The sequence below is a fragment of the Bradyrhizobium arachidis genome, assembly GCF_024758505.1.
Taxonomy (GTDB): domain Bacteria; phylum Pseudomonadota; class Alphaproteobacteria; order Rhizobiales; family Xanthobacteraceae; genus Bradyrhizobium; species Bradyrhizobium manausense_C.
This window is the reverse complement of sequence record NZ_CP077970.1, coordinates 5,916,668-5,936,851: the sequence shown is the minus strand read 5'-3', so window position 1 is coordinate 5,936,851 and position 20,184 is coordinate 5,916,668. Positions and strand designations below refer to the sequence as shown.

General features: G+C 62.4%; 14 protein-coding genes. All 14 read left to right on the top strand.

The features are described from left to right. Nucleotides 1–355 precede the first annotated feature (355 nt). The 14 genes from aceE to KUF59_RS27535 all read left to right on the top strand — a co-directional run bounded on the left by aceE (nt 356) and on the right by KUF59_RS27535 (nt 20,137). On the top strand, nt 356–3,043 hold the full coding sequence (gene aceE, locus KUF59_RS27600) for a pyruvate dehydrogenase (acetyl-transferring), homodimeric type (RefSeq protein WP_212459246.1): 2,688 nt from the start codon (nt 356–358) through the stop codon (nt 3,041–3,043). Between the two features lie 24 nt (nt 3,044–3,067). Continuing rightward, a complete protein-coding gene (locus KUF59_RS27595) occupies nt 3,068–4,636 on the top strand; it encodes a dihydrolipoyllysine-residue acetyltransferase (protein WP_212459245.1) in 1,569 nt (522 codons plus the stop codon). Nucleotides 4,637–4,652: 16 nt separating this feature from the next. Beyond that, nucleotides 4,653–6,398, top strand: coding sequence for a dihydrolipoyl dehydrogenase (lpdA, locus tag KUF59_RS27590; RefSeq protein WP_258767243.1), 1,746 nt, complete (start codon nt 4,653–4,655; stop codon nt 6,396–6,398). Between the two features lie 42 nt (nt 6,399–6,440). After that, the gene (locus tag KUF59_RS27585; protein ID WP_212459243.1) at nt 6,441–7,784 is read left to right on the top strand and encodes a dicarboxylate/amino acid:cation symporter; all 1,344 of its coding nucleotides are present in this window, start codon (nt 6,441–6,443) and stop codon (nt 7,782–7,784) included. 42 nt (nt 7,785–7,826) lie between these two features. Then, complete coding sequence (locus KUF59_RS27580; RefSeq protein WP_212459242.1) at nt 7,827–8,999, top strand: acetyl-CoA C-acetyltransferase; 1,173 nt, start codon at nt 7,827–7,829, stop codon at nt 8,997–8,999. Between the two features lie 111 nt (nt 9,000–9,110). Next, the gene (gene phbB, locus KUF59_RS27575) at nt 9,111–9,836 is read left to right on the top strand and encodes an acetoacetyl-CoA reductase (RefSeq protein ID WP_212459241.1); all 726 of its coding nucleotides are present in this window, start codon (nt 9,111–9,113) and stop codon (nt 9,834–9,836) included. 54 nt (nt 9,837–9,890) lie between these two features. Further along, the gene (locus KUF59_RS27570) at nt 9,891–10,226 is read left to right on the top strand and encodes an acyl-CoA thioesterase (RefSeq protein ID WP_258767242.1); all 336 of its coding nucleotides are present in this window, start codon (nt 9,891–9,893) and stop codon (nt 10,224–10,226) included. 66 nt (nt 10,227–10,292) lie between these two features. Then, on the top strand, nt 10,293–10,718 hold the full coding sequence (phaP, locus tag KUF59_RS27565) for a TIGR01841 family phasin (RefSeq protein ID WP_212459239.1): 426 nt from the start codon (nt 10,293–10,295) through the stop codon (nt 10,716–10,718). 72 nt (nt 10,719–10,790) lie between these two features. Continuing rightward, on the top strand, nt 10,791–13,067 hold the full coding sequence (locus tag KUF59_RS27560) for an NADP-dependent malic enzyme (RefSeq protein WP_212459238.1): 2,277 nt from the start codon (nt 10,791–10,793) through the stop codon (nt 13,065–13,067). A 50-nt stretch (nt 13,068–13,117) separates the two neighbouring features. Beyond that, the gene (locus tag KUF59_RS27555) at nt 13,118–14,440 is read left to right on the top strand and encodes an NAD(P)/FAD-dependent oxidoreductase (RefSeq protein ID WP_212459237.1); all 1,323 of its coding nucleotides are present in this window, start codon (nt 13,118–13,120) and stop codon (nt 14,438–14,440) included. 50 nt (nt 14,441–14,490) lie between these two features. Further along, nucleotides 14,491–15,882: a cytochrome ubiquinol oxidase subunit I gene (locus KUF59_RS27550; protein WP_249140405.1), complete on the top strand. Its 1,392-nt coding sequence runs from the start codon at nt 14,491–14,493 to the stop codon at nt 15,880–15,882. After that, nucleotides 15,879–16,883: a cytochrome d ubiquinol oxidase subunit II gene (locus KUF59_RS27545; RefSeq protein ID WP_212459235.1), complete on the top strand. Its 1,005-nt coding sequence runs from the start codon at nt 15,879–15,881 to the stop codon at nt 16,881–16,883. The genes KUF59_RS27550 and KUF59_RS27545 overlap by 4 nt, the downstream gene beginning before the upstream one ends. Beyond that, nucleotides 16,876–18,771, top strand: a complete 1,896-nt coding sequence (locus KUF59_RS27540; RefSeq protein ID WP_212459234.1) for a sensor histidine kinase — start codon at nt 16,876–16,878, stop codon at nt 18,769–18,771. Before KUF59_RS27545 ends, KUF59_RS27540 begins: the two co-directional genes overlap by 8 nt. Further along, the gene (locus KUF59_RS27535; protein WP_212459233.1) at nt 18,761–20,137 is read left to right on the top strand and encodes a sigma-54-dependent transcriptional regulator; all 1,377 of its coding nucleotides are present in this window, start codon (nt 18,761–18,763) and stop codon (nt 20,135–20,137) included. The genes KUF59_RS27540 and KUF59_RS27535 overlap by 11 nt, the downstream gene beginning before the upstream one ends. The last annotated feature ends 47 nt before the right edge of the window (nt 20,138–20,184 follow it).

Sequence of the window (20,184 nt, the reverse complement as noted above, 5' to 3'; positions counted from 1 at the left end):
GTCGCGATCCGACATTTCGGGCGGCTCTCCAATCAGTTTTCTGGAGGTCCGGACGGAACCTGGCCGACGAAGCCCGAGGGCGAGGCGGGGTGCTTGGTAAACTCTAGCGAAATGAATGACATGCGAACGATGTTGGAGCCTCCCGTTGTCTGGCACGAATGCTGCTTAAGCATGCGTCAAAGAGCCATAGCTCTAGAACAAATACGCGAGGGGACGCTCACATGTCAGCCAGTATTCAGCTCATCACCTAAAGCGACCGGCATCGCCTTGTTTGGCGTTGCGCGCTTCCGCATGAACGCGGGGCCGCAATGAACGTCGACGCTTGACTTCGGCTTCGCTTGCAATGGAGAGGGTAATGACAGTTGCAGACGCGCACGACCTGGATCCGCAGGAAACCCAGGAGTGGTTGGATGCGCTGTCGGCCATCCAGGGGCATCGCGGCAACGAGCGCGCCGAGTTCGTCGTCAACACGATGGTCGACGTTGCGCGCAAAGGCGGGCTCGCGATTGCGCAGACGCTGACGACCCCCTATTGCAACACGATTCCGCTGAGCCAGCAGCCGGCATTGCCGGGCGACCGCACCATCGAGCACAAGCTTCGCTCCATCATTCGCTGGAATGCCCTTGCGATCGTGCTGCGTGCCAACAAGGAGAGCTCGGAACTCGGCGGCCATATTGCGAGCTTCCAGTCGGCTGCAACGCTCTACGACATAGGCTTCGGCCATTTCTGGCATGCGCCGACCGAAAGCCACGGCGGCGACCTGATTCTTGTTCAGGGACATAGTTCGCCCGGCATCTACGCGCGCGCCTTTCTCGAGGGGCGGTTGAGCGAAGACCAGCTGCTCAGCTTCCGACAGGAGACTGGTGGCAAAGGCCTGTCGAGCTATCCGCATCCCTGGCTGATGCCGGACTTCTGGCAATTCCCGACGGTGTCGATGGGTCTCGGACCCCTCATGGCGATCTATCAGGCGCGTTTCCTGAAATATCTCCAGAACCGCGATCTGGCCGAAACCTCGAATCGCAAGGTCTGGGCCTTCATGGGCGACGGCGAAACCGACGAGCCGGAATCGCTCGGGGCGATTTCGCTCGCCGGCCGCGAGAAGCTGGACAACCTGATCTTCGTCATCAACTGCAACCTCCAGCGGCTCGACGGGCCCGTTCGCGGCAATGGCAAGATCGTGCAGGAGCTCGAAAGCGTTTTCCGCGGCGCCGGTTGGAATGTCATCAAGGTGCTGTGGGGCTCGGGCTGGGACCGCCTGCTGGAGAAGGACAAGAGCGGCCTGCTGCTCAAGCGCATGGAGGAGTGCGTCGACGGCGAGTACCAGGATTTCAAGAGCAAGAGCGGCGCCTATATCCGCGAGCACTTCTTCGGCAAATATGACGAGCTGAAGCAACTCGTCGCTGACATGAGCGACGACGAGATCTGGAAGCTGGCACGCGGCGGCCACGATCCGGAGAAGGTCTTCGCGGCCTACACCGCTGCGGTGAATCATAAGGGGCAGCCCACGGTCATCCTGCCGAAGACCGTCAAGGGCTACGGCATGGGTGAATCGGGCGAAGGCCAGATGATTGCCCACCAGGCCAAGAAGATGACGCAGGACGCGCTCCGCGGCTTCCGCGATCGCTTCCAGGTACCGATTGCCGACGAGGACCTGACGAAGGTCCCCTTCATTCGCCTACCGGAAGACAGTCCCGAGATGAAATACTTCCGGGCGCAGCGCGAAAAGCTCGGCGGCAGCCTGCCCCAAAGGCGACGCAAGTCAGCATCTCTGCAAATCCCGCCGCTGTCGACCTTCCAGCGCCTGCTCGAGAGCACCGGCGACCGCGAGATCTCGACCACGATGGCCTTCGTGCAGATGCTCGGCTCGCTCGTACGCGACAAGGCGATCGGCAAACACATCGTGCCGATCGTGCCGGACGAGTCCCGCACCTTCGGCATGGAGGGCATGTTCCGCCAACTCGGCATCTATTCGTCGGTGGGCCAGCTCTACCGGCCACAGGATGCCGATCAGCTCATGTACTACCGCGAGGACAGGAGCGGACAGGTTTTTCAGGAAGGCATCAACGAAGGTGGCGCCATGTCGAGCTGGATCGTCGCGGCGACGTCCTACTCTACGAACAACGTGCCGATGATCCCGTTCTACATCTACTACTCGATGTTCGGACTTCAGCGCGTCGGCGATCTCGCCTGGCTTGCGGGCGACATGCGCGCACGCGGATTCCTGCTCGGCGGTACCGCCGGCCGAACCACGTTGAACGGCGAAGGCTTGCAGCACGAGGACGGCCACAGCCACATCCTCGCCGCCACCATCCCGAACTGCGTGTCCTACGACCCGACCTTTGCCTATGAGGTCGTGACGATCGTTCGTGAAGGCATGCGCCGCATGTATGAGGCGCAGGAGGACGTCTACTATTACGTCACGCTGATGAACGAGAATTATCCGCATCCCGCGCTCGCTGATGCAGGCAAGGGTGCTGAGGAGGGAATTCTCCGGGGACTTTACCTGCTCAAGAACGGCGGCGAGGCGCCAAAGAAGGAGCTGCGCGTCCAGCTCGTCGGCTCCGGTACGATCCTGCGCGAGGTGATCGCGGCAGCGGACCTGCTCAAGGCCGATTTCGGTGTCACCGCCGACGTCTGGAGTGCGACGAGCTTCAACGAGTTGCGCCGCGACGGCATGGACGCGGAGCGTTGGAATTTGCTGCATCCCACCGAGCCGCGGCGCAAGAGCTGGGTCGAAGCTCAGCTCGAGGGGCACCCGGGGCCGGTCGTGGCCTCCACCGACTATATGCGCAACTACCCCGATCAGATCCGGGAATACGTCCAGGCGGCCGGGCGGCGCTACGTCGTGCTCGGCACGGACGGGTTCGGCCGGAGCGACTACCGGGTGAAGCTGCGCAAGTTCTTCGAGGTCGATCGGCACTACGTCGCCGTCGCTGCGCTCAAGGCGCTCGCCGACGAGGGCGCCATCAAGCCGGCGGTCGTGGCCAAGGCCATCGCCAAATATCAGATCGACGCCGGGCGCGCCGCGCCCTGGACCGTGTAAGGCAGCGGAGCCGAGGGCAGAGCGATGAGCGGTGTGATCGACATCAAGGTTCCAGATATCGGCGACTTCAAGGATGTCCCGGTAATCGAGATCTTCGTCAAGCCGGGCGACAAGGTGAAGGCGGAGGATCCGCTGGTTGCGCTGGAGTCCGACAAAGCGACCATGGAAGTGCCGTCGCCGCGGGATGGCGTGGTGAAGTCGGTCGTCGTCAAGGTCGGCGACAAGGTGAGCGAAGGTGGGGTGATCGTCCAGTTCGAGGGGGCCGGCGCGGAGCAGGCCGACGCGCGCCCGGTCGTCAGTGCCCCGCCATCGCCCGTCAACGCACCGGCCGGCGTCGCCGAGGTGCGCGTCCCCGATATCGGTGACTTCAAGGACGTTCCGGTCATCGAGATCTTCGTCAAGCCGGGTGACAGCGTGAAGGCAGAGGATCCTCTGATCGCGCTGGAGTCGGACAAGGCAACAATGGAAGTGCCGGCGCCGCTTTCCGGCACCGTGCGCGAGATCAAACTGAAGACCGGCGACAAGGTGAGCGAGGGCTCGATCATCCTCGTGCTGGCGACCGGTGACGCGTCTGCGGCAGCCAGCGCTTCTTCCCCTCCGCCGGCGACCGCATTGCCGGTGCCCGCCGCGGCTCCCGCCGCGCAAGTCGGCACGGTCGACGAGAAAGCCTTTGCGCTCGCTTATGCCGGACCGGCCGTGCGCAAGCTGGCGCGCGAATTGGGGGCGGATCTCGGCAAGATCAAGGGCACCGGCAATCATGGCCGCATCCTGCGGGAAGATGTCGAAGCCTTCATCAAGGGCGGGGCGGCAGCTGCCAAGCCGCAGGCAGCCGCTGCGAGCAGCGGCGGTGTCGGCGGCATCGACCTTCTGCCCTGGCCCAAGATCGACTTCGCGAAATTCGGCCCGGTCGAGCGCAAGGAACTCGGCCGCATCAAAAAAATTTCCGCGGCCAATCTTCACCGCAACTGGGTCGTCATTCCGCACGTCACGACCCACGACGAGGCCGACATCACCGATCTCGAGCAGTTCAGGGTGAAGATGAACAAGGAGCTGGAGAAGGGCGGCGTGAAGCTCTCGCTCCTGCCGTTCATGGTCAAGGCCGCCGTCGCGACGCTGAAGAAATTTCCGGAGTTCAACGCGAGCCTCGATGGCGACACGCTGGTCTACAAGAACTACTGGCACATCGGCTTTGCCGCGGACACCCCGAACGGGTTGATGGTGCCAGTGATCCGAGACGCCGACAAGAAGTCGGTACCGGAAATCGCCAGGGAGATGAACGAGCTCGCCAAGGTCGCGCGCGAAGGCAAGATCAAGCCGGACCAGATGCAGGGGGGAACGTTCTCGATTTCCTCGCTTGGTGGCATCGGCGGCATCTACTTCACGCCGATCATCAACGCGCCGGAAGTCGCGATCATGGGCGTCTGTAAGGGCTATTGGAAGCAGCATTCGGTTGATGGCAAGAACTGGGTCTCGCGTCTGACCCTGCCGCTATCGCTGTCCTGGGACCATCGTGTCATCGATGGCGCGGCGGCTGCGCGTTTCAACGTCCACTTTGCCAACGTGCTCGCCGATCTGCGGCGCGTGCTGTTCTGAGAGGGGAGAGAGCAGCATGGCTAAGCAGATCGAAGTGAAGGTCCCGGATATCGGCGACTTCAAGGACGTTGCTGTGATCGAGGTCATGGTGAAGGCGGGCGAGACCGTCGCGGTCGACACCAGCCTGATCATGGTCGAGTCCGACAAGGCATCGATGGAGATTCCATCCTCGCACGCGGGCGTGGTCAAGGACGTCAAGGTCAAGACCGGCGACAAGGTCAGCGAAGGGACGATCATCCTCGTGCTGGAAGCCACGGGAGAGGTTGCCGAACCCAAGCCCGCGCCGGCAGTTCCGGCCAAAGCCGCTCCGCCGGTCGCCGCGCCCTCCGCATCATCCTATTCGGGCAAGGCGGATATCGAATGCGATATGGTGGTGCTGGGTGCCGGCCCGGGCGGCTACTCGGCTGCCTTCCGTGCCGCCGATCTCGGCATGAAGACCGTGCTCGTCGAACGTTACGACACGCTCGGCGGGGTCTGTCTCAATGTCGGCTGCATCCCGAGCAAGGCGCTCTTGCATACGGCATCGGTGATCGATGAAGTCAAGCATCTGCCCGATCACGGCATTTCCTTCGGTACGCTGCAGGTCGACCTCGGCAAGTTGCGCGGCTTCAAGGATGGCGTGGTCAAGAAGCTGACCGGCGGCCTTGCCGGGATGGCCAAGGCCCGCAAGGTCGAGGTCGTGAACGGCGTGGGTGCCTTCCTCGATCCGCATCATCTCGAAGTGGTCTCGGCGGGCGGTAAGAAAACGATCAAGTTCGCCAAAGCCATCATCGCGGCCGGCAGCCAGGCCGTGAAACTGCCGTTCCTGCCCGAAGATCCGCGCATCGTCGATTCGACGGGCGCGCTGCAATTGAAATCGATCCCCAAGCGCATGCTGGTGATCGGCGGCGGCATCATCGGGCTTGAAATGGCTACCGTCTATTCGACCCTTGGTGCGCGCGTCGACGTCGTCGAAATGCTGGATGGCCTGATGCAAGGCGCCGACCGGGACCTGGTCAAGGTCTGGGACAAGATGAACGCGCAACGTTTCGACAAGGTCATGTTGAAGACCAAGACGGTGGGCGCGAAAGCGACTGAAGCCGGGATCGAGGTGACGTTCGAGGGCGAGCAGGCGCCTGCCGGGCCGCAGGTCTATGACCTCGTTCTGGTGGCGGTCGGTCGCAGCCCGAATGGCAAGAAGATCGGCGCCGAGAAGGCTGGTGTCGCGGTGACCGAGCGAGGCTTCATCGACGTCGACAAGCAGATGCGCACCAACGTGGCACACATCTTTGCGATCGGAGACGTCGTTGGGCAGCCGATGCTGGCGCACAAGGCCGTGCATGAAGGCCATGTCGCGGCGGAAGTCGCCCACGGCGAAAAGTCATATTTCGACGCGCGGCAGATTCCGTCCGTCGCCTACACCGATCCCGAGGTCGCCTGGGCCGGCAAAACCGAAGACCAGTGCAAGGCCGAGGGCATCAAATTCGGCAAGGCGGTCTTCCCCTGGGCGGCCTCGGGCCGTGCCATCGCCAATGGCCGCGACGAGGGATTCACAAAACTGCTGTTCGACACGGCGACGCACCGCGTCATCGGTGGCGGCATCGTCGGCACGCATGCGGGCGATCTGATCAGCGAGATCTGCCTAGCGGTCGAGATGGGATGCGAGCCCGCCGACATCGGCAAGACCATTCATCCGCACCCGACGCTTGGCGAGTCCATCGGCATGGCGGCGGAGGTCTTTGAGGGCCACTGCACAGATTTGCCGCCGCAGAAGAAAAAGTAGGGCTGCCCGCGCGGAACGCAACGAAATGAGGGAGGAGACATAATGTCTGGAGCGACCAGTGCGACGGTCGGTACGAAGGCCGTGACGCAGAAGAAGCCATTTTACCGGGTGCTCTACGTTCAGGTGCTCGTGGCGATCGTGCTCGGCATTATCGTCGGTTGGGTCTCGCCCGAACTCGGCAAGAACGAGTGGATCAAGGCGATGGGCGACGGCTTCGTCAAGCTCATCAAGATGGTGATTGCGCCCATCATCTTCTGTACCGTCGTCTCCGGAATTTCCCACATCTCCGAAGTGAAGAAGGTCGGTCGCGTCGCAATCAAGGCGCTGATCTATTTCGAGATCGTGTCGACGCTTGCACTGGCACTCGGCTTGATCGTCGGCAATGTGGTGCAGCCTGGAGCAGGCTTTCAGGGTCAATCCAACGCCGCTGCTGTCGCGGGCTACGCCAAGCAGGCGAGCGAAATGAAGTCGGTCGATTTCGTCCTGCACGTCATCCCGGACACCGTCGTGGGAGCGTTTGCGCAAGGAGAAATCCTGCAGGTCCTGCTGTTTGCAATCCTGTTCGGCTTTGCGTTGATGGGGCTCGGTGAGCGCGCCCATACCGTGCGGGCGTTCATCGATGATGTGGCTCACGCGATGTTCGGCGTCATCTCGATCATTGTTAAGGCTGCCCCGATCGGTGCGTTCGGTGCGATGGCCTATACGATCGGGCGGTATGGTCCGCAGGCACTGGGCAATCTCGCCGGACTTATTGCAACCTTCTATCTCACCGCGCTCTTGTTCGTCTTTGTGGTGCTTGGTCTGATCGCCCGCTTCGCCGGATTCTCGATCTTCAAGTTCCTCAGATATCTGAAGGATGAATTGCTGATCGTGCTCGGCACGTCATCCTCGGAGAGCGCGCTTCCGCAGATGATGGAGAAGCTCGAGCGCCTCGGCTGCTCCAAGCCGGTCGTCGGCCTCGTCGTGCCGACCGGCTACTCCTTCAATCTGGACGGCACCAACATCTACATGACGCTGGCGACGCTGTTCATTGCCCAGGCGATGAACGTGCAGCTCAGCTTCGGCGAGCAGTTGACGATTCTCGTCGTCGCCATGCTCACCTCGAAGGGAGCATCGGGGATCACGGGTGCCGGTTTCATTACGCTGGCAGGCACGCTCGCCGCCGTCAGGCCGGAGCTACTTCCCGGCATGGCGATCGTGCTCGGCATCGACAAGTTCATGAGCGAATGCCGCGCCCTGACCAATCTCTGCGGCAACGGCGTAGCCTGCGTGGTCGTGGCCTGGTGGGAGGGCGAACTCGATCGCGAGAAGCTGCGTGTCGGTCTCGATCGCGACATTGATCCGACAGATTTCGAGACCGCCGTGGCAGAGGGCAGGGGCTTCTGACAATCGGATTGCGAGACATCGAACGTAAAAGAGGAAATGGTCATGACTGATGTAGTGATTGTGTCCGCCGCGCGGACGCCGGTTGGCTCCTTCAATGGCGCGTTCGGATCGCTGACCGCCCATGAGCTTGGGGCCGTGGCGATCAAGGGCGCCCTCGAGCGCGCCAAAGTCTCGCCTGAAGATGTCGACGAAGTCATCCTGGGCCAGGTCCTGGCCGGTGGCGAGGGGCAGAACCCGGCGCGCCAGGCTGCCATGGCGGCTGGCATTCCGCAGGAGAAAACGGCGTGGGGCATGAACCAGCTCTGCGGGTCCGGCTTGCGATCGGTTGCTCTGGGCTTGCAGCAGATCTCCAACGGCGATGCGAAGGTCATCGTCGCAGGCGGCATGGAGTCCATGTCGATGGCGCCGCATCTGTCGCATTTGCGGAACGGCACCAAGATGGGCGACGTCAAGTTCGTCGACTCCATGCTGAAAGACGGCCTGATGGACGCCTTCCACGGCTATCACATGGGGGTCACTGCCGAGAACATAGCCGCCAAATGGCAGATCACTCGTGCGGAGCAGGATGCGTTCGCCACCAGCTCGCAGAACAAGGCCGAGGATGCGCAAAGGGCCGGCAGGTTCAAGGACGAGATCGTTCCCATCACCGTCAAGACCCGAAAGGGCGATGTCATCGTCGACCAGGATGAATATGTCCGCCCGGGCACCACGGTCGAGGCGCTTGGCAAGCTGAAGCCGGCCTTCAACAAGGAGGGTACGGTCACCGCCGGCAACGCCTCGGGGATCAACGACGGTGCGGCCGCTCTCGTGCTGATGAGCGGTGATGAGGCCAAAAAGCGCGGCCTCACCCCGCTCGCGAAGATCGTGTCGTGGGCGACGGCGGGCGTCGATCCCGCCATTATGGGCTCGGGGCCGATTCCGGCATCCAGAAAGGCGCTCGAGAAGGCCGGCTGGAAGGTTGGCGATCTGGATCTGGTCGAAGCCAATGAAGCGTTCGCGGCGCAGGCGATCGCCGTCAACAAGGACATGGGCTGGGATCCGTCGATCGTCAACGTCAACGGCGGCGCCATCGCCATCGGCCATCCGATCGGTGCGTCCGGCGCGCGCGTTTTGACGACACTTCTGTTCGAGATGCAGAAGCGCGGCGCGAAGAAGGGCCTCGCCACGCTCTGCATTGGCGGCGGCATGGGCGTTGCCCTGACGGTCGAGCGCTAGGGTTCAATCGCTGCGACCAAAGCATTGGCGCGGGCGGCACCCGCCGCCTGCGGGGGACGGCGGCTCCCAAGAGCCGGCGAATACAAGGTCAATCCAGTTCAGGAGGAGAGCATGTCCAGGGTTGCAGTGGTGACTGGCGGAACGCGCGGCATCGGAGAGGCCATCTCGATTGCGCTCAAGGCGGCCGGCTATAAGGTGGCCGCGAGCTATGCCGGCAATGATGAAGCCGCCGCGAAGTTCAAGAGCCAGACCGGCATCAATGTCTACAAGTGGGACGTCTCGAACTATGAGGCGTGCGTCGCAGGCCTGAAGCAGGTCGAAGCCGACCTCGGGCCGGTGGATGTGTTGGTCAACAATGCGGGCATCACCAAGGACGGCATGTTCCACAAGATGACGCCCGACCAGTGGTACGCGGTCATCAACACCAATCTGAACTCGCTCTTCAACATGACGAGGCCGGTGTGGGAGGGGATGCGTGAGCGCAAGTTCGGCCGCGTGATCTGCATCTCCTCGATCAACGGCCAGAAGGGCCAGATGGGTCAGGTCAACTACTCCGCGGCCAAGGCGGGTGATATCGGCTTCGTGAAGGCGCTGGCGCAGGAAGGTGCGCGCGCCGGCATCACCGTCAACGCGATCTGCCCCGGCTATATCGCCACCGAGATGGTCAAGGCGATCAACCCGGAAATTGTCGCCAAGAACATCCTGCCGCAGATTCCGGTCGGCCGCCTGGGCGAACCCCACGAGATTGCGCGCACTGTCGTTTTCCTGGCCTCGGACGATGCCGGCTTCATCACGGGCTCGACGATTTCAGCGAATGGCGGCCAGAGCATGATCTGAGCCACCGCCATGTCGATCCAGCCACGAGGGGACCTCACGACACGGACGCTCGCCATGCCCGTGGACGCGAATCCGAGCGGCGATATCTTCGGCGGCTGGGTTCTTTCCCAGATGGACATCGCCGGCGGAATCCATGCCGGACAGCACGCACAGCGGCGCGTTGCGACGGTTGCAGTCGAGGCGATGCATTTCATCAAGCCGGTCTATGTCGGCGATGTTCTGTGCGTCTACGCGGCGCCCGAGCGGGTGGGACGCACGTCGGTTGCGGTCCGGCTGGAAGCCTGGGCGTTGCGCAGGCGACTCGGGGACCGAGTGAAGGTGACGGAAGGCATCTTTACGTTCGTCGCGCTCGACGCCGAAGGCCGGCCGGCGCCGATCGCGGCCGCGTGACTAGCGGAGGCGAACGCCAGTGTCGCATCGAAGCTGGGACCGAAGAAACATCGACAGGAGAGGGAAATGTCCGACAGCAAACCGAAGGCAAATGAGGCCAACTGGGGGTTTGGCGCGTTCGATTTCGCCAAGCTCATCGAATCCTGCCAGATCAGCGGCGTCGACATGATGTCGTTGATCGATATGGAGAAGAAAAACATCGACGCGCTCATCGAGGTCAACCGTACGGCGTATGACAGCTGGCAAAACTTGATGGCGCGACAGGCCGAGGTTTTTCAGGAAACCATGAAGGCGATCGCCGCGGAGGCCAGCAACGAAACGGTAGCGGGACGGCGAACGGAAATCGCCCGGCAGGGCTTCGAAAAAGCTCTCGCCAACATGCGTCAGCTCGCCGAGACTGCGACAGAGCAGCAGAAACAAACCGTCGAGATACTGCGCCGGCGCTTTGAGGACGGAATGGCCGCGATGCGCACGCGTGGTGGAAGCACCTGAGGTCGGCCGGCCTCGCAAAGCAGGAGAGCGGCGCATCCGCCGCCCGAGCGAAAATTAGAATCGGGGAATACGATGGACCAGGATCTGAGGGAAGCCGCACTCGAATATCACCGTTTGCCGAGGCCGGGAAAGATTTCCGTGGTGCCTACCACGGCCATGGCGACGCAGCGCGATCTGTCGCTGGCGTATTCGCCCGGCGTGGCTGAGCCCTGCCTGGTCATCGCCAAGGACGCACTCAAGGCCGATGAGTTGACGGCGCGCAGCAACCTCGTGGCTGTCGTGACCAACGGCACCGCGGTGCTTGGCCTTGGCAACATCGGCCCGCTGGCGGGCAAGCCAGTGATGGAAGGCAAGGCGTGCCTGTTCAAGAAGTTCGCGGGGATCGATGTCTTCGATATCGAGCTGGCCGAAGAAGATCCGGACGCGTTGGTCGAAACCATCGCCAGGATGGAGCCGACGTTCGGCGGGATCAATCTGGAGGATATCAAGGCGCCGGAATGCTTCTACATCGAACAGAAGCTGCGCGCCCGAATGAAGATTCCGGTCTTTCACGATGACCAGCACGGGACCGCGATCATCGCAGCGGCTGCGATCCTCAACGGGTTGAAGCTGGTCAAGAAGAATATTGCCGACGTCAAGCTGGTTTGCTCCGGCGCCGGCGCGGCGGCGCTGGCCTGTCTTGACCTCATCGTCAGCCTTGGCTTGCGCCACGATCGAATCATCGTGACCGACGCAAAGGGCGTCGTCTATGCAGGCCGCACGGAAGGCATGGACGACAACAAGGCGCGCTATGCGGTGAAAACGGAGGCACGAAAGCTCGACGAGATCATCCAAGACGCGGACATCTTTCTGGGCCTGTCGGCGGGCAATGTGCTGACGCAAGACATGGTCAAGAAGATGGCACGCGATCCCTTGATCTTCGCGATGGCCAACCCGATCCCGGAAATCATGCCGGAAGACGCGCTGGCGGTTCGCCCCGATGCGATCATAGGTACGGGACGGTCGGACTATCCCAACCAGATCAATAATGTCCTCTGCTTTCCGTTCATCTTCAGGGGCGCGCTCGATTGTGGAGCGACGACAATCAATGAGGAGATGAAGCTCGCGACAGTGCGCGCGCTGGCAGATCTGGCCATGGCGGAAGTGCCCGAGGTGGTGGCCGCTGCGTATAGGGGCGAGAAGCTCCGCTTCGGCCGCGACTATCTCATTCCAAAGCCGCTCGACCCGCGTCTCATCGAGGTCGTGGCACCGGCGGTGGCCAGGGCTGCGGCGGACAGTGGGGTTGCAAAGCGTCCGATCGCGGACATGGAAGCTTATCGGCAGCAGCTGAGCCGGTTCGTCTATCATTCCGGCAACGCGATGCAGCCGGTCTTTTCGATAGCGAAGGAAAGCGGAAAATCATTGCTGCTGGCGGAGGGCGAGGACGAGCGCGTGCTGCGCGCCGCGCAGGTGATCGTTGACGAGAGGATTGCAAGACCCTTGCTGGTCGGCCGGCCCTCGACGATCGAGGAGCGGATCAGGTCTTTCGATCTTCGGCTGAAGCCTGGCAAGGACTGCGAGATCGTTGATCCGCATGATGCGGAAATCTATTCCAAATGCGCGGAAGTGTATCATTCGCGGCGGAAGCGCGACGGCGTATCGGCCTCGCTGGCGCTCTCCGAGACTCGGAGCGATGCGACCGTGCTCGCCTCGCTTCTTCTCGAAAGAGGCATCGGCGATGCGATGCTGTGCGGCGTCATCGGCAGGACTGCCGACCACCTGACGGCGATCCGCAACGTGATCGGCACCCGCGATGGCGTGCGGACGCTGGCCGTGATGCAGATGCTCATCTTGCAGCAGCATCAGCTGTTCATTTGCGACACCCATTGCCACCTCAACCCGACCGCACAGCAGGTCGCCGACATCGCCTTGCTGGCGGCGGCGGAGGTCAGGCGGTTCGGCATCACGCCGCGGGTGGCGTTGCTGTCGCATTCGAGCTTCGGCAGCTCCGCGGTCCCGGAAGCGAACAAGATGCGGGAAGCGCGGGCGATCATTCGCGAGCGAGCGCCTGATCTGGCTGTCGAGGGCGAGATGCGCGGTGACGCGGCGCTGTCGCCATCCGTGCTTCACCACGAGTTTCCCGACTCCGGTTTCGAGGGGCCGGCGAATGTGCTTGTCATGCCGAATCTCGACGCTGCCAATATCTCCTACAATCTGCTGCGGATGGCCGCGGGGCAGGGACTGACTGTCGGCGGCATCCTGCTCGGGGCGGCAAAGCCGGCGCACATCCTCACACCATCGTCCACGGTGCGACGCATCGTGAACATGGCGGCGGTTGCGGTCGCCGACGCCGTGTCCGAGAGAGCCTGATCAGGGGGATGCGCTCGGACGGTTTGTGAACTTGATTGGTCGAGGCCATCATGGGTAAGCCGCAATTGGGAAAACCCCGAATTGTGATCGTCGGAGGCGGAGCCGGCGGACTGGAGCTTGCGACTCGGCTCGGTGACAAATACGGGCGTAAGGGCAAGCTCGACATCACGTTGATCGAGCGCAACCGCACGCATGTGTGGAAGCCAAAACTGCACGAAATCGCCGCTGGCAGTATGGACATCTCCGCCCACGAAGTCGATTACCTCGCGCAATCCTACTGGCATGGGTTCCGCTACCGCATCGGGGACATGATCGGGATAGATCGGGATCGGCGTCAGGTACAGGTGGCGCCGTATTTCGACAGCGAAGGTCGTGAAGTCACGCCGAAGCGAGCTTTCGACTATGACGCCCTCGTCGTCGCCATCGGAAGCCAGAACAATGATTTTGGCACGCCTGGCGTCGTGGACCATGCAATCAAGCTTGAATCACAGGCCGATGCGAGGCGGTTTCACGAACGCATGGTCAATGCCTGCATCCGCGCGCATGCCCAATCGGCGCCTCTGGGGGCGCACCAGTTGAAGGTCGTGATCATCGGAGCCGGCGCGACCGGCGTCGAACTTGCGGCTGAACTGCACAGAACGACGCGCGAGGTCGTGGCGTATGGCCTCGATCAGGTCGATCCTCAGAAGGACATCAGGATCACGCTGATTGAAGCCGCTGACCGCGTGCTGCCGGCGCTACCCAAACGTGTTTCAAAAGAAACGGAAAAGCTGCTCGCCAGGTTGGGGGTCAATGTTCTGGTCGGAGCCAAGGTCTCCGAGGTCGGTCCCGACCGCGTGAGCCTGACCGACGGCCGGACGATTCCCGCCGAACTGATCGTCTGGGCAGCGGGCGTCAAGGCGCCCGATTTCCTGAAGGATATCGGCGGGTTGGAGACGAACCGCATCAATCAGCTCGTCGTCAAGCCAACGCTGCAAACAACACGCGACGATAGCATCTTTGCCATCGGCGACTGCTCGGCCTGCTCGTGGGGCGAACGCGGCAACGTTCCGCCGCGCGCGCAGGCGGCGCATCAGCAGGCCTCCCATCTCTATTTACAGATTCCGCGACATCTGCGCGGCGAACCGCTCAAGGACTACCGTTACAGGGACTTCGGATCCCTGGTCTCGCTCGGCGAATTCAGCACGGTCGGCTCGATGATGGGAGCGCTCGTGGGCGGCAGCCTCGTCTTCGAAGGCCTCTTTGCACGGATGATGTACCTGTCGCTCTACAAGATGCACGAACACGCGCTGCACGGTTCGGTAAAGGTAGCGCTCGACACGCTGGCCCGCCTGATCACCCGTCGCACCGAGCCGCACGTGAAGCTGCATTGATGCGCATTTGATTCACGCTGGAGGTGCTGCGTGAACCCGGAGGAATGTTGATGGACGCCGTGTTCCTTGCGCGCATGCAGTTCGCCGCCAACATCACGTTCCACATCCTTTTTCCATCGATCTCGATTGCGCTGGGCTGGTTGCTTTTGTTCTTCCGGCTGAAGTACCTGCGCGCGACCGATCCGCAGCAGAAACTCGATTGGCTCCGCGCCTATCGGCTGTGGACCAAGGTGTTCGCCCTGACGTTCGCGCTCGGGGTGGTCAGCGGCGTCACCATGAGCTTCCAGTTCGGCACCAACTGGCCGGGCTATATGGAGCGTGTGGGCAACATCGCCGGCCCTCTGCTCGGTTATGAAGTGCTGACCGCGTTCTTTCTGGAAGCGGGCTTTCTCGGCGTGATGCTGTTCGGCCATCGCCGCGTCGGCGAGATAGTTCACCTGGGAGCGACCGTCCTCGTCGCCCTGGGAACGCTGATGAGCGCATTCTGGATCCTAGCGCTCAACTCATGGATGCAGACGCCGGCGGGATACGAAATCGTCAATGGTCAGTTCCACGCGCGGAGCTGGCTCGCGATCATCTTCAATCCGTCCTTCCCATATCGTCTGGTCCACATGGTGCTGGCGTCCGCACTGACCTGCGCCTTCCTGCTGATCGGGATCAGCGCCTGGCAGCTCCTGAAAGGCGTCGCGACGACGAGCGCCTCGCGGGTCTTGCGAACCGGGCTCGTGTTCGCGGCCCTGGCCGCGCCCGCCCAGATGGTGGCCGGTGATTTCCACGGGCTCAATACGCTCAAGCATCAGCCGCAGAAGATCGCGGCGGTTGAAGGCATCTGGGAGACGACGCGTGGCGCGCCGCTGCTCCTGTTCGCGATTCCCGACGATGCGACCCGGTCGAACCGTTTCGAACTGCCGGTGCCGAAACTCGCGAGCCTGATCCTCCGCCACGATCCTGACGGGGAACTCAAGGGGCTGAACGAGTTCCCATCGGCGCATCCGCCGGTGCTGCCGCTGTTCTGGTCGTTCCGGATCATGGTGGGAACGGGCATTCTGATGTTGCTCGTCAGCTGGGTCGGCCTCTGGAGGCATTGGCGCGACGGTTGGGAGTTTTCCCTTATGCCGCGACCATTGCTCAAACTGTTCGCGGGAATGACCTTTGCCGGATGGGTTGCAACCATCGCGGGATGGTACGTCACGGAGATCGGACGGCAACCGTTCATCGTTTCCGGCCTTATCCGAACAAGCGAGGTCGCTTCGCGCGTTCCATCGGCGAGTATCGCCCTGACCCTGGCAATCTACGTGACCCTCTATGTGGGCTTGCTGGTGGCCTATGTCGGCGTGCTGAAATACATGTCGGAGAAGCCGGAAAAGAGCTCGGCGGCCGTCACGTCGGAGGATCTTGCACAGGACCCGCTTCGCTATCAGAGCCGCGGAGAGTTCGCATGATGTTGATGTCCTTCGACGAGCTTTTGCCGCTGATCTTCATCGGGCTGATGGGCGTATCTCTCCTCGTCTATGTCGTGAGCGACGGCTACGATCTCGGGGTCGGCATGCTGATGCATCGGGCGACGCCTGACGAGCGGGATACCATGGTCGCCTCGATCGGCCCCTTCTGGGACGCGAATGAGACCTGGCTCGTGCTCGGCGTCGGCCTTCTCCTCGTCGCCTTCCCCAAGGCGCATGGACTGGTCCTGTCGGAATTGTACTTGCCGACCGCCCTCATGCTGGTCGGCCTGATCCTGCGCGGGGCTGCCTTTGATTTCCGGGTGAAGGCGAAGGCCGACCGGAAGGCGATGTGGGATCGCATGTTCATTGCCGGATCGATGCTGGCGTCCGTATGCCAGGGCTGGATGCTCGGTCGCTATATCAGCGGTTTTGGCGAGGGTTGGAATTATCCGATCTTCGCCGGCGCTATCGCGATTGCGCTGCCGATGGCCTATGCGCTGCTCGGCGCGACATGGCTCGTGATGAAGACGCATGGCGAGCTGCAGGAGAAGGCGATCGAGTGGAGCAAGATCGCCTGGGCACCCATGGTCCTGGGCCTGATCCTGATCTCGATGGCAACGCCGTGGATCAGCGAGACGGTCCGCCTCAGGTGGTTTACCCTGCCGGCGATGATCGCGGTGGCCTCGATCCCGATCACGACCAGCGTTGCGCTGCTGACGGTCCGCCTTTTGCTGGGGGCGCCGGCCGTGCGCGGCGCGCTGTGCTGGCTGCCCTTCGCATTACTGGTTCTCGTGTTCTTCCTGAGTTTCCTGGGTCTCAGCTACAGCATCTACCCCTATGTCGTGATCGACCGGCTCACGGTCTGGCAGGCCGCCAGCAGTCCGGAGTCGCTCCGAGTCATATTGATCGGGGTTTGCATCACGCTGCCCGTCATCATCGCCTACACCGGATTTTCCTATCGCGTATTCCGGGGCAAGACCATAGAGTTAGACTATGCGTGAGTGGCCTGCCGCGATTGCCGGCGCTCCCGGGTTTGTGCTGGTTCACAAGATGACGGAGCTTTCATCCCTGGTGAACGTCAAGGAGCCTGCCAAGGTCGGTTCGGTGGCGCCTGCGTCCACGCGTTGGTTCATTCGCGGCGCATTTGCCCTTGCGTTGGTCGCGGCGGCAGCGTGGCTCGGATATGCGGTCACGTTCCGCCGGGGACTGGACCATTTGCACGCTGCGGCCCAGCAGCGGTTGGCCGTCGAGGCCGCCAGGCTCGACGGCCATCTTTCGAGATTTGAATATCTTCCGTCTCTCCTGGAGACGTCACCCGGGGTGTTTCGGCTGCTCGAGGCGCCCAGCGATCCCGCACTGCAACAAGCCGTCAGCCTGTATCTGAAATCGATCAACCTGCTGGCGGGGGCCGACAACCTCTATGTCCTCGGGGTCACCGGCGCGACGCTGGCCGCGGCTGATTTCGACCAGCCCGGGACACCCTTCGGCGAAAACCTGTCGTATCGTCCCTATGTGAGCGAAGCGCTAGCGAACGGTCGCGGCGCATTCTTCGGTGTCGGTATCACCACCGCGCGTGCCGGTTATTATCTGTCCTACGCCCTGAAGGACAGCGGGACGACGAAGGGGATCGCGACCGTCAAGGTCAATCTGGATTCGTTCGAGCGGGCGTGGCGCAACACCGACAACGACATTCTACTGGTCGACGAGCGCAAGGTGACAATACTCGCCTCCCGTGACGAGTGGCGCTATCGCCCGATGGCGCCGCTGTCGGTTCAAACACGCGATGACATTGCGCGATCCAAACCCTACGGAAACCACGATCTCGCGCCGCTCGGATGGACCTTCGTCGCCCGGTCCGACAACGGCACTGCACGGATCACCGCGGAGAACGGCACCGCCTATACCGTCAGCGAGCTTCCAATCAACCGCGGTCTGTGGAAACTCGTGCTTCTCGACGACGAGGCGCCCACGCGGGAGACCGCGCTCGTCATCGGGGTCATATCGGGACTCGCTGCCCTCGTCGCGCTGTTGGCGCTTGGTCTTGTCGAGCAACGCCGTAGAGAGATCAAGCAGCGGTTGGCGAGCCAAGCCGCGTTGCAGGCGGCGAACGACATGCTCGAAACCAGGGTGCAGGAGCGTACCGCCGAATTGCGCGCTGCGCAGGATGAGCTCGTTCATGCCGGCAAGCTGGCCGCGCTCGGCCAGATGTCGGCGGGCATCGTGCACGAACTGAACCAGCCGCTGGCGGCCTTGCAGACCGCCGCCGACAATGCAGTTTTGCTGGTCGACCGCGGATCAATCGGCGATGCCCGTGGAAATCTCACCCGAATTGGCGAGCTGGTGCGGCGGCTCGGACGCTTGACCGGCCAGTTGCGGGTGTTCGCATACAAGTCGAGCAGCCCGCTCGGCGCGGTTTCCGTTGAGCAGGCCGCGGCTGAATCGCTCAAAATACTTTCCGGGCGAGTCAAGGAAGGCGGGGTCGCCGTCGCGACGGACATTGACGCGAAGCTCTGCGTCGTTGCCGATCAGACGCGGCTTGAGCAGCTGCTGTGCAACATCGTGGCGAATGCGCTGGATGCCGTGGAGAGCGTCGAGCGAAAATCGATCCTGATCCGGGCGACCAGGGAGCAGGGACAGGCGGCCCGCTGCCGCATCGCCATCAGCAACAGCGGTCCGGCGATCGCGTCCGATGTTCTGCAGCGCATGTTCGAGCCATTTGTGACGACCAAGCCTGCGGGCAAGGGGCTCGGCCTCGGCTTGATGCTGTCCAACCACATTGCGCGTTCCTTTGGCGGCGAATTGCGTGCGCGCAATCTGCCTGATGGCGCCGAATTTGTCGTAATCCTTCCGTTGGCTGAGATGACAGAGGCGGCTTTGCATGGGCGATGACCAATCAATTGGCGTGATCTATGTCGAGGACGACGAGGATGTCCGCATCGGCGGCGTTCAGGCTCTCGAGCTTGCAGGTTTTTCGGTCTCGGGATTTGCTTCCGTCGAGACTGCCAACGTGTCCGTGCGCTCGGACATGCCCTTCGTTGTGGTTTGTGACGTGCGCCTGCGCGGCAAGAGCGGCCTTGAATGGCAGGCCGACCTGCGCAGGTTGGATCAGGATCTGCCGGTGATCCTCATCACCGGGCATGGCGATATCTCCATGGCTGTGCAGGCGATGCGCAACGGTGCGTACGATTTCATCGAGAAGCCGTGCTCTTCGGAACAGCTGATCTCGGTGGTGCGCAGAGCCGCCGAGAAGAGGCGCCTCACACTGGAAGTCCGCTCGCTGCGGTCGGCCTTGGCGGACCGCCAGGGAATCGAGGCGAGCCTGCTCGGCCGATCGCCGCAGATCCAGGAGGTGCGTCGGCTCGTGTCCACGTTGGCCGCAACCAATGTCGACGTCACGATCTATGGCGAGACCGGAACCGGCAAGGACGTCGTCGCGCGCTGCCTCCACAATCATAGCGGTCGTCGCGCCGGCAATTATGTCGCGGTGAACTGTGGCGGCCTGCCGGAGTCGCTGGTCGAGAGCGAGTTGTTCGGTCACGAGGTCGGTGCATTCACCGGTGCAACCCGCCAGCGGATCGGAAAGATCGAGTATGCCAATGGCGGAACGCTGTTCCTGGACGAAATCGAGAGCATGCCGCTGAGCGTCCAGGTGAAGTTGCTGCGATCGCTGCAGGATCGGTCCATCGAGCGCGTCGGAACCAACAAGCCGATCTCAGTGGATTGCCGCGTCGTAGCGGCGAGCAAAACCAATTTGTTCGAGCTGAGCGAAAAGAAGCTGTTTCGCGCCGATCTCTATTATCGCCTCGGCGTCGCATTCATAGAACTGCCGCCACTTCGAGAGCGACGTGAGGACATTCCCCTCCTGTTCGAGCACTTCACGCTGGACGCCGCGAGACGTTTCGAGCGCGATGCGCCGATACTGGACGATCAGACGATGTCGGCCCTGCTGGCTTACTCCTGGCCGGGAAACGTGCGCGAGCTCCGCAACGTCGCTGATCGTTTCGTGCTGGGCGTTCTCGACGGCAAGGCGATCAACAAGTCTGGATTTGGTACGTCGGACATGTCGTTGCCCCGGCAACTTGAAAATATCGAGCGATCGATCATCGCGGACGCGCTGCGGCGCAAGCAAGGCGACGTCCAGGCAACCGCGGCGCTGTTGGGCGTCCCAAAGCAGACGCTGTACGATAAGATAAAGCGCCTTGCCGTGAACGTTGACGGGATCCGTGAAGGTTCGCTCGTCCGCTCCGGAACTTGACGAAGGCAAGCGGACGTTTGTGACGTTCCGGGCGGCGCGGTGCAGCC